The sequence below is a fragment of the Marinomonas alcarazii genome, from assembly GCF_003208215.1.
Classification (GTDB): Bacteria; Pseudomonadota; Gammaproteobacteria; order Pseudomonadales; family Marinomonadaceae; genus Marinomonas; species Marinomonas alcarazii.
In genome coordinates this window covers 70924-84626 of sequence record NZ_QKLW01000001.1, presented here as the reverse complement: position 1 = coordinate 84626, position 13703 = coordinate 70924, and the positions used below count along the sequence as shown (strand labels likewise).

At 43.8% G+C, this 13703-nt stretch carries 13 protein-coding genes; 10 read left to right on the top strand and 3 right to left on the bottom strand.

Annotated features, from left to right (window positions below):
- Positions 1-77: 77 nt before the first annotated feature.
- Together clpA and clpS are read right to left on the bottom strand one after the other, a co-directional pair.
- Complete coding sequence (gene clpA / locus DFP75_RS00315) at positions 78-2333, bottom strand: ATP-dependent Clp protease ATP-binding subunit ClpA (RefSeq protein ID WP_110571525.1); 2256 nt, start codon at positions 2331-2333, stop codon at positions 78-80.
- 20 nt (positions 2334-2353) lie between these two features.
- Positions 2354-2704 (bottom strand): ATP-dependent Clp protease adapter ClpS, encoded by a 351-nt coding sequence (gene clpS, locus DFP75_RS00310; protein ID WP_110571524.1) that lies wholly within the window; start codon positions 2702-2704, stop codon positions 2354-2356.
- Between the two features lie 298 nt (positions 2705-3002).
- Between clpS and DFP75_RS00305 the strand changes: the two genes are divergently transcribed.
- The 9 genes from DFP75_RS00305 to DFP75_RS00265 all read left to right on the top strand — a co-directional run bounded on the left by DFP75_RS00305 (position 3003) and on the right by DFP75_RS00265 (position 12080).
- The gene (locus tag DFP75_RS00305; protein WP_110571523.1) at positions 3003-3257 is read left to right on the top strand and encodes a cold shock domain-containing protein; all 255 of its coding nucleotides are present in this window, start codon (positions 3003-3005) and stop codon (positions 3255-3257) included.
- A gap of 121 nt (positions 3258-3378) precedes the next feature.
- Entirely contained in the window at positions 3379-4107 is a 729-nt protein-coding gene (locus DFP75_RS00300) for a pseudouridine synthase (RefSeq protein WP_110571522.1), read from the top strand.
- A complete protein-coding gene (locus DFP75_RS00295; RefSeq protein WP_245926896.1) occupies positions 4001-4444 on the top strand; it encodes an NUDIX hydrolase in 444 nt (147 codons plus the stop codon). Before DFP75_RS00300 ends, DFP75_RS00295 begins: the two co-directional genes overlap by 107 nt.
- Positions 4445-4513: 69 nt before the next feature.
- The gene (mnmA, locus tag DFP75_RS00290; protein ID WP_110571520.1) at positions 4514-5635 is read left to right on the top strand and encodes a tRNA 2-thiouridine(34) synthase MnmA; all 1122 of its coding nucleotides are present in this window, start codon (positions 4514-4516) and stop codon (positions 5633-5635) included.
- A gap of 58 nt (positions 5636-5693) precedes the next feature.
- Positions 5694-6320 carry a high frequency lysogenization protein HflD gene (gene hflD / locus DFP75_RS00285; RefSeq protein WP_110571519.1) on the top strand — a complete coding sequence of 209 codons (627 nt, stop codon included), beginning with the start codon at positions 5694-5696 and terminating at the stop codon, positions 6318-6320.
- Positions 6321-6566: 246 nt separating this feature from the next.
- Positions 6567-8789, top strand: a complete 2223-nt coding sequence (locus DFP75_RS00280; RefSeq protein WP_110571518.1) for an NADP-dependent isocitrate dehydrogenase — start codon at positions 6567-6569, stop codon at positions 8787-8789.
- Between the two features lie 150 nt (positions 8790-8939).
- Positions 8940-10313, top strand: a complete 1374-nt coding sequence (gene purB, locus DFP75_RS00275) for an adenylosuccinate lyase (protein ID WP_110571517.1) — start codon at positions 8940-8942, stop codon at positions 10311-10313.
- A 144-nt stretch (positions 10314-10457) separates the two neighbouring features.
- Positions 10458-11654: a cupin domain-containing protein gene (locus DFP75_RS00270; protein WP_110571516.1), complete on the top strand. Its 1197-nt coding sequence runs from the start codon at positions 10458-10460 to the stop codon at positions 11652-11654.
- Positions 11655-11663: 9 nt separating this feature from the next.
- The gene (locus tag DFP75_RS00265) at positions 11664-12080 is read left to right on the top strand and encodes a GNAT family N-acetyltransferase (protein WP_110571515.1); all 417 of its coding nucleotides are present in this window, start codon (positions 11664-11666) and stop codon (positions 12078-12080) included.
- Positions 12081-12181: 101 nt separating this feature from the next.
- Here the strand turns inward: DFP75_RS00265 and bamJ are convergent, their stop codons facing one another.
- Complete coding sequence (gene bamJ, locus DFP75_RS00260) at positions 12182-12802, bottom strand: BamJ family beta-barrel-assembly machinery protein (RefSeq protein ID WP_110571514.1); 621 nt, start codon at positions 12800-12802, stop codon at positions 12182-12184.
- A gap of 413 nt (positions 12803-13215) precedes the next feature.
- Between bamJ and DFP75_RS00250 the strand changes: the two genes are divergently transcribed.
- Positions 13216-13698: a universal stress protein gene (locus DFP75_RS00250; protein ID WP_110571512.1), complete on the top strand. Its 483-nt coding sequence runs from the start codon at positions 13216-13218 to the stop codon at positions 13696-13698.
- Positions 13699-13703: the final 5 nt, after the last annotated feature.

Here is a 13703-nt window from a genome sequence, read left to right as displayed (position 1 = left end):
CGGACACTGTCCGGTTTTTTTATGTCTGCTTTTCACCATCTCCCTCCTCCCTTTGATTTAGGAAGGAGGGTTATCAACTAATGAACCACAGCTTCTTTAATCACCTCAAACTGCAGTTCATCACTTTTCTCATCCAAAGACACTTTGACATGACCACCGTCGTGTAGCTCCCCAAATAGGATATGATCCGCCAAAGGCTTCTTCAGATGCTCCTGGATCACTCGCGCCATCGGACGTGCACCCATTTGACGATCATAACCTTTGTTCGCTAACCAGCCTCTGGCTGTGTCTGAGACCTCTAACAAGACCCCTTTCGGATCCAGTTGCGCCTGCAACTCCACCAAGAACTTATCAACAACATTGAAAATAATACGCTCATCAAGCTGCTGAAACTGAATAACAGCGTCAAGGCGGTTTCTAAATTCTGGCGTGAATGTGCGATTAATCACTTCCATACCATCTGTCGAATTATCCTGACTTGAGAAACCAATAGAACGTCGCGCTAATTCTTCTGCACCAGCATTTGACGTCATTATCAGGATCACATTACGGAAATCCGCCTTGCGCCCATTATTATCGGTCAAAGTACCATGGTCCATTACCTGCAAAAGCAAGTTAAAGACTTCTGGATGAGCTTTCTCGATCTCATCCAATAGCACCACGCTATGCGGATTCTTTGTTACCGCTTCGGTTAATAAGCCGCCTTGATCAAAACCAACGTAACCTGGTGGCGCACCAATCAAACGCGATACCGCATGACGCTCCATGTATTCGGACATATCAAAGCGTATAAGCTCAAGCCCCAGCTGCTTAGCAAGCTGTTTAGTCACTTCCGTCTTACCAACCCCCGTTGGGCCAGCCATCAAGAAAGAACCGATAGGCTTCTGCTCAGCTTTCAGCCCAGCACGAGACAATTTAATCGCAGCTGATAGGGAATCAATCGCGTTATCCTGACCAAACACCACCATTTTCAGGTTGCGCTCTAGGTTAGATAGCACTTGCCTGTCGTCTGAGTTAACCGCTCTAACTGGTACTCTGGCAATTTTAGAAACAATGTCTTCAATATCGGCAACAGTAATAACTGTTTTACGTTTGTCTTCCGGCTGAAGGCGCTGATAGGCACCTGCCTCATCAACAACATCAATGGCTTTATCTGGCATATGACGGTCCGTCACATAGCGCTGAGCAAGCTCTGCCGCAGCCAATAAAGCCGGTTCTTCATACTTAATTTTGTGATGTTCTTCGAAAGCACCAATGATGCCTTTCAAAATCTGATAAGTATCATCAACACTTGGCTCGTTTACATCGATCTTTTGGAAACGACGCGCCAGTGCATGGTCTTTTTCAAATACGCCACGGAATTCTTGGAACGTGGTCGAACCAATACAGCGCAAACCACCAGAACTCAAGACAGGCTTAAGCAAGTTAGAGGCGTCCATAACGCCACCAGAAGCCGCACCAGCCCCAATGATGGTATGAATTTCATCGATAAACAAAATGGCGTTCGGTAATTTTTTCAGTTCGCCGAGCAACTGCTTTAGGCGTTTTTCAAAATCACCACGGTATTTTGTGCCTGCTAATAACGCACCCAAATCCAAGGAATAGACAACGCCATCAGCGATAACATCAGGCACCTGTCCATCAACAATACGTTTTGCTAAACCTTCAGCAATGGCTGTTTTACCAACGCCAGACTCACCAACTAAAAGAGGGTTGTTTTTACGACGACGAGAAAGTGTTTGTATCACTCGCTCTACTTCGTATTCACGACCAATTAATTTATCAATCTTTCCAGCTTTAGCTTCTTCGTTGAGATTGGTAGCAAATTTTTGTAGAGGTGCCGTTGTTGTATCGTCAGCTTCGTCATCATGATCCAAGTCTTGAGAAGCCGCGTCACCTGTTTTAGAAATGCCATGCGCCACATAATTGACCACATCTATTCGAGCAACGCCATGTCGCTTAAGAAGATAAACCGTCTGACTCTCTTGTTCGCTAAAAATCGCCACCAGCACATTCGCACCAGTCACTTCACGCTTACCAGAGGACTGAACATGAAAAACAGCACGCTGCAATACCCTCTGAAAGCCTAAGGTAGGTTGAACTTCACGCTCTTCGTCGTCTTCAGGAATAAGAGGCGTTGTGCTATTAACAAACTCCTCAAGCTCCTTACTTAAGATGTCTAAATTGACACCACATGCTTTTAGGACGCTTGAAGCAGCGCCATTTTCGATAAGAGCTAATAATAAATGCTCAACCGTCATGAATTCATGGCGCTTGTCACGCGCCGCCTTGAAAGCTGTGTTCAGGGTTTGCTCTAGTTCTTTATCTAACATTGCTATTCCCTCACTCTGAATCAGTCGACCTTTTGTAGGTCACACATTAAGGGGTGCTCATTTTGTTCCACGAACTGTTGTACCATTGCTACTTTGGTTTCAGCAATATCAAAGGGATAAATTCCACAAACACCTTTCCCTTTCATATGTACTTCTAACATTACCTGATTAGCCTTCTCCCCATCCATAGAAAAAAAACGTTGTAACACAAATACGACAAAATCCATTGGCGTATAATCATCATTAAACAACACCACCTGATACATAGAAGGCGGTTTTAGTTCTGTTTCCTCTGGAGCAATCGCAATACTCGAATGCCCGTGTTGTTCATCATCTTCTGATACTAGTCTAATTTTCTGATCTACAATCATTCCACGCCTCTGAGGCTACAATTTTTCACATAAACAGCCAAATATGAAACATTATCACTCATATACGGCCGTTTCTTAAAAACAGATTACCACTTGAATTTTACAAATACCAAAAGGGCTTCTACGCTTTTATTGGGGCGACCAAATGTGCAATCAATGCTTATTGATGAAATTCTAGCACTGATTGACCAAAACAATTCGCACCTATTTAGCAATCTAAGCTATCCGAACTATATTTTTAAATCTAACAGCTCGCTATTACAGGCTAACTATGTTCTGAGTGGATAAGGAGTGGCTCATGCATCACGGATCAGTAAAGTGGTTTAATAATGCGAAAGGATATGGATTCATTGTCTCGGAGGATTTTAATGAAGATTTATTCATTCATTATTCTGCGATCAATGTAGAAGGATATAAAACCCTAAAAGCAGGACAGGCAGTGACATTTGATGTCGAACCAGGGGAAAGAGGGTTGCACGCTATTGAAATAAATCCAACTATTTCAAATCAAGAGGATTCAGCCAAGAGCGACTCAAAAACACAACCAGCATAGCATCAAGCCTAATCGCTATCCTTAGACGAATTTGTTATCTTACTCCCTTTACGGGGAGTGAGACGATCACTCGAGTCTTTATTAACCTCAAAACGCCCGCTTATAAGCATCTATTTACTCCATGCCTTCAAACTTAATTTTATTTAATAAACCCTTTCGAGTTCTAAGTCAGTTTTCTGCAGAAGGAGATAAATCCACCCTTGCAGATTTCATTGATGCGCCTGAATTCTATCCTGCAGGACGACTAGACTTTGACTCGGAAGGATTATTACTGCTTACCAACCAAGGTGCGTTACAGCATATTATCGCGTCTCCAGACTTTAAAATGCCAAAGACCTATTGGGTTCAGGTAGAAGGTGATATTTCAGATAGCGCATTAGAAAAACTTAGGCAAGGCGTTGAGCTAAAAGATGGGCTGACCAAACCCGCCAAGGCGGAACGCATGGCAGAACCCGATGTTTGGGAAAGATCACCGCCCGTTCGCTACCGTGAAGCCATCCCAACCAGTTGGCTATCACTGCAGATTCGAGAAGGAAAAAATAGACAAGTACGCCGAATGACCGCCGCGGTTGGCTTTCCAACACTCAGATTAATTCGCTATGCCATTGGCCCATACACTTTAGAAAACACAGAAATTGGCCAATGGAAACATATAGAGCCAACGGACATTTTACTAAAAGAGGTCACTCAGTTTGAAGAGCAAAGAAAGAGAAAGACTGCCACATCTAACCGTCGCCGCCCTAGTGAGAAAGGACACTCAAGACCCCAAGGCAACAAAATATCTCATGGTGAAGGAGTGGCAAGACGGAAACCTAGTTCTAAACCAGCCAGCAGGTCACGTCGAAAATAATGAAAGCGTTATAGAAGCCGTTATCCGTGAAACAAAAGAAGAGTCTGGCTGGATAGTAAAACCCGTCGGTTTACTGGGTATGTATGCATTTACCCCTTTCGAAGGCGCCGACACTTATCATCGCCTGTGTTTCTTATGCGAGCCCGTAAGCCAAAGCGACGAACCGCTCGACGATGACATTGTTTCTAGCCACTGGCTAAGTTATGAAGAAATTATGGCACTGCCTCATCGCAGCCCATTAATTAAGGCCTGCATTGAAGATTCATTGAATAACCCCATTATCTCCTTATGCTTCCTATCGGATCAATTTCTTCAACCTGAGAAAGTGATACAATAACGAATATTAAATTAATCTGTGGTCTTGCCTCTTCGCTTGACCAAATTAACAGCCGAGAAATAACAGCACATGAAAGACAGTCCTATTGCGAACAACGCAAACAGCTCAAAAAAAGTCATTGTCGGCATGTCCGGCGGCGTCGACTCCTCTGTATCTGCACTTATCTTGATGCAACAGGGTTATCAGGTTGAAGGTCTTTTCATGAAGAACTGGGACGAAGATGATGGCACTGAATATTGCACTGCAAAAGATGACCTTGCCGATGCCCAAGCCGTATCGGATAAATTAGGTATCAAACTGCATACCGCCAATTTTGCAGCAGAATATTGGGACAATGTCTTCGAGCACTTCCTTGCCGAATACAAAGCTGGACGTACACCAAACCCAGATATTTTGTGCAATAAAGAAATCAAGTTTAAAGCATTTTTGGAATACGCCATGGCACTCAATGCCGATTATATTGCCACTGGACACTATGTTCGTCGTGGTGAAAAAGACGGTGAGCCATTGCTTTTGAAGGGCTTAGACGGCAACAAAGACCAGAGTTACTTTTTGTATGCTGTTGGTAAAGATGAAATCGCCAAAACACTTTTTCCTGTTGGTGAACTAGAAAAACCGGAAGTACGCCGCCTAGCGGAAGAGTACGGCTTAGTCACTCATAACAAAAAAGACAGTACCGGCATTTGCTTTATTGGAGAACGTCGCTTCAAAGACTTCCTCGAACAGTATTTACCTGCTCAACCAGGCGATATCGAAACCCTAGAAGGCGACAAAATTGCTCGTCACCACGGCCTAATGTACCACACCATTGGCCAGCGCCAAGGTTTAGGCATTGGTGGTTTGGCGAATTACTCTGACGACCCATGGTATGTCGTTGAAAAGGATTTAGAGCGAAACGTCTTGATCGTCACACAAGGTGGTCAGCACGACTCTCTTTTCAAAACCCACTTGATCGCTGATAACTTCGATTGGGTCGCGAGAGAGAAACCTAGCTTTCCATTAACCTGTAAAGCCAAATGTCGCTACCGTCAGGCAGACCAAGATTGCACCATTAACGAGTTGGCCGACGGGCGTGTTGAAGTGTCTTTTGTTGAACCACAACGTGCAATCACACCAGGACAGTCTGTGGTATTTTATATAGATGACGTCTGCTTGGGCGGTGGAATCATTAATGTGGCTTTTAATAAGTAATGTTTAACACTCCCAAATGAAACACCACCCTAACCTAAGTTTTTGAGAGTAACGAAACGTGAGTAGAGAAAAAGAGCAAACTATCGCCCTATCCGCTGTCTTTCAAGCAGCGGAGCTGGTGTCTATTTTAGCCAAAACAGGAAAAGTCGATAACGAAAGCTTAAAGCCACTTTTAGACAGTATTTTGATGCTGAACGCTGCCTCTACAGAAGATATTTATGGTGGGCAATGGGATTGTCGAAGCAATCTTGCTCTGGGGCGACGTATTGCACAACAAGCTCTTGGTAAAGAACGCAGCAGTGTCAACCCAGACACACTTAGATACGCATTAAGTTTAATTCACTTAGAAAACAAGCTGTCTAAGACACCGGAAATGCTGTCACAGATCGGCCAAAGCATTATCAACATCGAACAGAAAAAAGCCCACTACGAAAGCGTGTTACACGACAATATGCTGGCGTCTATTTCGGGCATGTATCAGGACACACTGAGCAAGTTACCGTTTCGTATTCAAGTGCATGGGGACAGTCGTTTCTTACAGCAGCCACAAATATCCAATCAAGTCAGAGCCATTTTAATGGCCGGCATTAGAGCCGCAATGCTCTGGCGACAACTTGGCGGTAAACGCTGGCATTTAATTTTCAAACGCAAAGCGTTACTAAGCGCTTTAGAAGCTCGTCATTAATTTTATTTAAAAGGCCTATTAGGCCTTTTTTTAGCACTAAAGATTCTTATTTAAACAGTGGAATAATTGAAATCAATTTCCAGTATATCTTAGGGTCGATATCTCTATCTTGGTTTTTTATGTAGTATATCGTGCAAATTTTTAACCTTTGTGGGTTAACGTATTAGAGCAGTTTAAATTAGGGAATGGCGGCTAAAAGTCATCTTCGATTCAATGGGCTAAGGCCTGAAATGTTAGGGGAATTACATGTCAACGAAACAAACCATTTACTATACATTTACTGATGAGGCGCCAGCGTTAGCTACAGCGTCTCTACTTCCTATCTTTGGCGCTTTCGCGAAAGAAGCAGACATCGAACTAAAACTAACCGATATTTCTTTAGCAAGTCGTGTTATCGCTGCGTTCTCAGACCTTCTTCCAGCTGACAAGCAAGTAGAAGACGGCCTAAAATTCCTAGGCGATCTAACTGCACAACCAGAAGCAAACATTGTTAAATTGCCTAATATCAGTGCGTCTTTGCCGCAGCTTTATGCGACAATCAAAGAATTGAATGCTGAAGGTTACGGTCTTCCTGAATACCCAGAAAACCCACAAACAGACGAAGAAAAAGACATCCAAGCTCGCTACTCTAAAGTACTAGGCAGTGCCGTTAACCCAGTTCTACGCCAAGGTAACTCTGACCGTCGTGCTCCAGCAGCAGTAAAAGGCTTCGCTCGTAAGAACCCTCACTCAATGGGCAAATGGAGCAAAACCTCTATTTCTCACGTTGACTACATGCGTGAAGGCGATTTTTACTCTTCCGAGCAATCCACCACTATGGAAACTGCTCAAACTGTTAAGATCGAATTCGTTGCAAAAGATGGCTCGGTAGAAGTGAAAAAATCACTTCCTCTACTCGCTGGCGAAATCATCGACAGCATGAACATCAGCACTAAGAAGCTACGTGAATTCTTTGAAGCGACAATGCAAGAAGCGAAAGAAGACAACATCATGTGGTCTGTGCACCTTAAAGCAACCATGATGAAAGTGTCTCACCCGATCGTATTTGGTCACGCGGTAACCGTTTTTTACAAAGACGTTTTTGAAAAATACGGTGAGCTTTTCAAAGAAATCGGCGTAAACCCAAACAACGGTTTAGGTAGCGTATACGACAAGATTCAAAGCCTTCCTGAAGCGAAACAAGAAGAAATCAAACAAGCCATCCAAGACGTTTACAAAACTCGTCCTGAATTAGCGATGGTTGACTCTGATAAAGGCATCACTAACCTACACGTACCAAGCGACGTGATCGTTGATGCTTCTATGCCTGCAATGATCCGTAACTCTGGCAAAATGTGGGGCCGTGACGGCAAAGCACACGATGCCAAAGCGGTTATTCCAGACAGCACTTACGCTCGCATTTACCAAGAAACAATCAACTTCTGTAAAACCAATGGCGCGTTTAACCCAGTAACAATGGGTACTGTTCCAAACGTTGGCCTAATGGCTCAGAAAGCAGAAGAATACGGCTCTCATGACAAAACATATGAAATGAAAGCCGATGGCGTGATGCGCGTTGTCGATGCAAACGGCAACATCCTAATGCAACACAACGTTGAGAAAGGCGACATCTGGCGCGCTTGTCAAACCAAAGACGCGGCGATTAAAGATTGGGTAAAACTAGGCGTTACTCGTGCTCGTCAGTCTGATACTCCAGCGGTATTCTGGCTAGAAGATGCTCGTCCACACGACAACGAGCTTCGTAAAAAAGTAGAAACTTACCTAAAAGATCACGACACTAGCGGTTTAGACATTCGCATTATGTCTTACAACGAAGCGATCCGTTTCTCTATGGAACGCATCATTCGTGGCTTAGACACTATTTCAGTAACAGGTAACATCCTACGTGACTACCTAACTGACTTGTTCCCAATCCTAGAGCTGGGTACATCTGCGAAAATGTTGTCTATCGTACCAATGCTTAATGGCGGTGGTATGTATGAAACTGGCGCTGGCGGTTCTGCTCCTAAGCACGTTCAACAGCTTATGGAAGAAAACTACCTTCGTTGGGATTCGCTAGGTGAATTCCTTGCAGTAGCCGTATCGTTCGAAGAGCTTGGTATCAAGCACAACAACGAAAAAGCAAAAATTCTTGCGAAGTGCCTAGATAAAGCAACAGGCAAATTGCTAGACACTAACAAGTCTCCTTCTCGTAAAGTGGGTGAAATCGATAACCGTGGTAGCCACTTCTACCTAGCGCTTTACTGGTCTCAAGAGCTTGCTGCACAAACAGAAGATGCGGATCTTGCAGCGAAATTCGCACCTCTAGCGAAGCAACTTGCTGATAACGAAGATAAGATTGTCGCTGAACTGGCAGCCGTTCAAGGCAAACCTTCTGGCCTATCTGGTTACTACCACATGGACCTAAATGAAGTTGCTAAGATCATGCGTCCTAGCGCTACCTTCAACTCTGCATTAGCAACACTGTAAAGTAAAACTCGAAAAACCAAGCCCAGATAGTATCCTTTGGATACTATCTGGGCTTTTTTATGCCAATCCCTTCCGTGAATCCCTGTATTACCTTCGCCCTTTTGCCTATAATAGCGGCTCCCTGAAAACCATGTTCGAGGCGTTATCTCAATGGAATTAACTAGCTTAAATGCAATTTCCCCTATCGACGGTCGTTACGGATCGAAAACCAACGTACTACGTCGCTCTGTGAGCGAGTATGGTTTGCTGCGTATGCGAGTCATAGTCGAAGTTCGCTGGCTACAGGCTCTTGCCAAACACCCACAAATTATCGAAGTTCCAGCATTAAGCAATGAAGCAAGCGCTTTATTGGATCAACTTGCGGAAAACTTCAGTGAAGCTGATGCACAAGCCATTAAAGACATTGAGAAAACAACTAACCACGATGTCAAAGCGGTTGAGTATTTCATTAAGAACAAAATGGCGGACAACGCAGAACTTGCCGCTATTTCTGAATTTGTTCACTTCGCTTGTACGTCTGAAGACATCAACAACTTATCTCACGCTTTGATGCTGCGTGAAGCATTGGAAGAAGGCATTGCTCCAGAGCTTAAAAACGTCATCAACGCCATTGAAGACCTGGCTATTGAGCACGCTGAGCAATCTATGTTGTCTCGTACACATGGCCAAACAGCATCACCAACCACTGTTGGTAAAGAAATGGCGAACGTAGCTGCACGTTTGAAGCGCCAGCTTAAGCAAATCGAAAACGTTGAATTTTTAGGCAAAATCAACGGTGCAGTGGGCAACTACAATGCTCACCTTTCTGCATACCCAGATGTTGATTGGCAAGCACACGCCGAAGCGTTTGTGACGTCTCTAGGTTTGACTTGGAATCCTTACACCACTCAAATCGAACCACACGATTACATCGCTGAACTATACGATGCGATTTGCCGTTTCAACACTATCTTGATCGATTTCGATCGCGATGTGTGGGGCTACATTTCCATGGGCTTCTTCAAGCAAAAAACCATTGCAGGCGAAATCGGCTCTTCTACTATGCCGCACAAGGTTAACCCAATCGACTTCGAAAACTCCGAAGGCAACTTGGGTATTGCGAATGCCATTATGGGTCATTTGAGCGCAAAATTACCTATCTCTCGCTGGCAGCGTGACCTAACTGACTCTACGGTTCTACGTAATCTTGGTGTTGGTTTGGCGCACAGCTTAATTGCTTATCAAGCAACACTAAAAGGCATCAGCAAGTTGGAAATCAACGCGCCTCGTCTTGAAGCAGACCTAGACAATGCCTGGGAAGTTCTTGCTGAACCAATCCAAACGGTCATGCGTCGCTACGGCATCGAATCTCCATACGAGAAGTTAAAAGAGCTAACTCGTGGTCGCACTATCGATCAAGCGACGATCGAAGCCTTTGTTGATACGCTAGAAATGCCAGAGCAAGCCAAAGCCGAATTAAAAGCGCTTACGCCAAGCACTTATATCGGTAATGCGGCCGCTCAAGCAAAAGCAATTCGCAACTAATTTTCTCTACGGGATTTCCCAATGGTATATTGGGATTCTTAACGAGCGTAATGAAAAGGGCCGATTTATCGGCTCTTTTTGCCTTTTAGGCAGTAAACACTAAAGCATCAGACCATTTTCTTTGTTCTTTTTAACGAGCGACTTATGACAAATCTAAACACACCACTGTCTATTCTTGGTGGCATGACAGCCCAAACTTTTATCGATGAATATTGGCAAAAAAAGCCATTATTGATTCGTGGCGGCCTTGTCGATTTCACTCCACCATTAGAAGCGGATGAGCTTGCAGGCATGGCCATGGAAGAAGAGATTGAGTCACGCATTGTTATCGAAAAAGGAATTAGCCCTTGGGAGATGCGCCAAGGTCCTTTTACTGAAGATACCTTTGCCACGTTACCAGAAAAAGAATGGACACTGTTAGTTCAGGCCGTTGACCATTGGGTTCCAGAAGTCCAAGCTCTAAAAGAACAATTCGAATTTCTGCCAAGCTGGCGTTTAGACGATGTCATGATCAGCTACGCTACAGAAGGCGGAAGCGTTGGTCCACATTATGACCAATACGATGTATTCCTAGTACAAGTATCAGGCAAACGCCGCTGGCAGGTATTGGCTCCAGACGAATATCAAGATTCCGCTATTCCAAACATTAAGCTGCATATTCTCGATAACTTTCCGGTTAACCCTGAAATGGACTGGGAATTAGAAGCCGGTGACATTCTCTATTTACCACCTAACTTTGCCCATAATGGACGCTCACTGGATGACGAGTGCATGACTTACTCCATCGGATTTCGTGCGCCAAGCTTGCAGGATGTCTTAACCGGTATTCGCGATAAATTATGCGAAACAGATAACGTTAAAGATCGCTTTGCGGCTCCAGAAACCGCAAGTCGCCAGCACAGCGCGCACATTAGCAAAGACGATATCCAGTACTTACAAAGCGAATTGGCAAACCTCATTAGTCAACCTGATCTGCTTGCAGAATGGTTAGGTGAAACCATGAGTGAAAGCAAATACCCTGAATATCTAACACCGTTAAACCAGCAAGAAGTAGACGAAGCATTCGCCAACGCAACACAGGGTCAAACCTTTATTCGACCTGGCGATGCCAGAATTTGTTATTACACACCACAAAGCGATGACAACTCCATTCGCGTATTTTGTAACGGTGAAAACCTAAAGGTTGATGCTGAGCTAATCGGTTTCGTGGAAGCGGTTTGTCATCAAGTTGAATTCGATTTTTCAGGCCTAGATTTACAACAGAACAGCGACCTAGAACCTCTTGTGCGTTTTCTGATTGGTCAGCAAGGGCTTATCGAATTAGTCGCACCTGAAGAATAAGGATAAGCAATGAAGGTTTTAACATCAGACTGGAACAGCAGCAAGGATCAACTGACCTTTGTTCGCAAACAGGTCTTTATCATTGAACAAGGTATCGATCCGCAAGACGAATGGGACGATCGAGATGAAGACGCTGTGCACTTTGTCTCCTTTGGTACCACCGCGGTTCCTACGGGCACTTGCCGTTTAACCGAGGAAGGGCAAATCGGCCGCTTGGCAGTATTACCCGCCTATCGACATCAGGGCTACGGTGAAATGCTGTTAATTCGTGCTGTGAAAGTCGCCAGAGAAATGGGCATTCGCAAAGTATTTTTAAACGCTCAAGTTGACGTACAAACCTTCTATGAAAAGCAAAACTTTCGCACAGATGGGAAAGTCTTTTTGGAGGCAGGAAAAATGCACATTCGCATGGAAAGAGACATATAGCCTTTCTCTTTACCGATCTATTTTATACAAAAAAGCGAGTCGTTCCGATTGGATCGACTCGCTTTTTACATTCTGCTTGCTGCTAGAAGTTTATGCGACGATTAAACAATCGCAATTAACTCAACATCGAATTGCAATACAGAGAAAGGTTGAATCAATGCACCAGCGCCTTGAGCACCGTAAGCCAATTCTGCAGGAATAGTAAGACGGTATTTCGCGCCCTCTTTCATCAACTGAAGACCTTCAGTCCAACCAGCGATAACGCCAGTTAGAGGGAATTCAATTGGCTCACCACGAGCGATTGAGCTATCGAATACTTGTCCATCAATTAGACGACCTTCGTAATGTACGCGAACTGTCGCTTCACGGCTTGGTGTTGCACCAGTACCTTCTTCAAGTACTTCAAACTGCAAACCGCTTTCAGTTGTTTGAACGCCGTCTTTTTCTTTGTTTGCAGCAAGGAAAGCTTCGCCTGCTTTTACGTTCTCTTCAGACGCTGCACGGCTTTTTTCTTCCATTTTTTGCTGTAGTTCAGCAAAAGCAGCTTCTAGCTCTGCACCAGGAACTCGCATCTCAGTGCCATTTAGGGCATCTTCAATCGCTGCAAAAAGGTGTGTTAGAGACAATTCACCAAGATCGCTACCACGTAGTTGATCACCAATTTGACGACCAATGCCGTATGCGATTTTTGATTCGTTAGAGTCGAACGACAGTTCAGACATGATTACACTCTCTTATTCATTAACTAAAAAATTGAGTGCACATCATAACATAGGCAAATCTCATGGGCTTGTGTTTCAAACAATTGACGCCGAAAAACCTTCCCCAGAAAAATATATTAATCGATGTAATAGACTTTATAAATGATATTCATTATCATCTAAGTCAACCTCTTACTATGGAGTACATTATGAAATCCAAGAACTTTGTCCAACCTCACCATAATTACGCTGAGACCAAAAAAACCACTGACTATTGGGGCATGCTGTTTATTGGTTTTATTTTTCTGTCATCAATGAGTTGTTTTTTATTCGCCAATCACAGTTGATCGACAAGCTCAACAATGATTGACCTAAATCAGAGCAGGCATAGCTAAAAGGATTAAGCTATAGGTACATTGAAAGAGGACCTTGTTATGTTACCTAAAATAAACACTATTGTTTATGCTTGTGATCTAGATGGAAAAACACAAGCCGCTATGGAGCTCGTTCTTAGCCTAGCCAATACACATGGAGCCAAAGTCATATTGATGCATGCAATAGAGCCATTGAACGCTCAAGCATCCAATATGATGAATAATTACATTAGCGAAGACATCAGAGAAACAATGCGAAAAGATGCCATCAAAGACATCAAAGCTCGCATGGAAAGATTATTGGCTGAATTCATGGAGAAATATTCCGCAGAACTTTCTAGCCTAGCAACACCGCCTGAAACCGTGATCGTAAATGGCGTTCCATCTGAATCTATTCAACGCCTCGCCAAAGAAAAAAATGCGGATTTAATTATAATGAATAGCCGAACACATGGTCGAATTAGTCAAATGATTATTGGCTCAACTGCCAATAAAGTCATTCATTCCAGTACGATTCCAGTACTTGTTGTACCAATTAAATAACAGTC

What these genes read in the sequence shown, in the direction of transcription:
- bamJ (WP_110571514.1), bottom strand. Translation starts at nt 12,802, where the DNA reads ATGTCTGAACTGTCGTTCGACTCTAACGAATCAAAAATCGCATACGGC.
- mnmA (WP_110571520.1), top strand. Translation starts at nt 4,514, where the DNA reads ATGAAAGACAGTCCTATTGCGAACAACGCAAACAGCTCAAAAAAAGTC.
- clpA (WP_110571525.1), bottom strand. Translation starts at nt 2,333, where the DNA reads ATGTTAGATAAAGAACTAGAGCAAACCCTGAACACAGCTTTCAAGGCG.
- DFP75_RS00250 (WP_110571512.1), top strand. Translation starts at nt 13,216, where the DNA reads ATGTTACCTAAAATAAACACTATTGTTTATGCTTGTGATCTAGATGGA.
- DFP75_RS00270 (WP_110571516.1), top strand. Translation starts at nt 10,458, where the DNA reads ATGACAAATCTAAACACACCACTGTCTATTCTTGGTGGCATGACAGCC.
- DFP75_RS00305 (WP_110571523.1), top strand. Translation starts at nt 3,003, where the DNA reads ATGCATCACGGATCAGTAAAGTGGTTTAATAATGCGAAAGGATATGGA.
- DFP75_RS00280 (WP_110571518.1), top strand. Translation starts at nt 6,567, where the DNA reads ATGTCAACGAAACAAACCATTTACTATACATTTACTGATGAGGCGCCA.
- purB (WP_110571517.1), top strand. Translation starts at nt 8,940, where the DNA reads ATGGAATTAACTAGCTTAAATGCAATTTCCCCTATCGACGGTCGTTAC.
- DFP75_RS00300 (WP_110571522.1), top strand. Translation starts at nt 3,379, where the DNA reads ATGCCTTCAAACTTAATTTTATTTAATAAACCCTTTCGAGTTCTAAGT.
- DFP75_RS00265 (WP_110571515.1), top strand. Translation starts at nt 11,664, where the DNA reads ATGAAGGTTTTAACATCAGACTGGAACAGCAGCAAGGATCAACTGACC.
- clpS (WP_110571524.1), bottom strand. Translation starts at nt 2,704, where the DNA reads ATGATTGTAGATCAGAAAATTAGACTAGTATCAGAAGATGATGAACAA.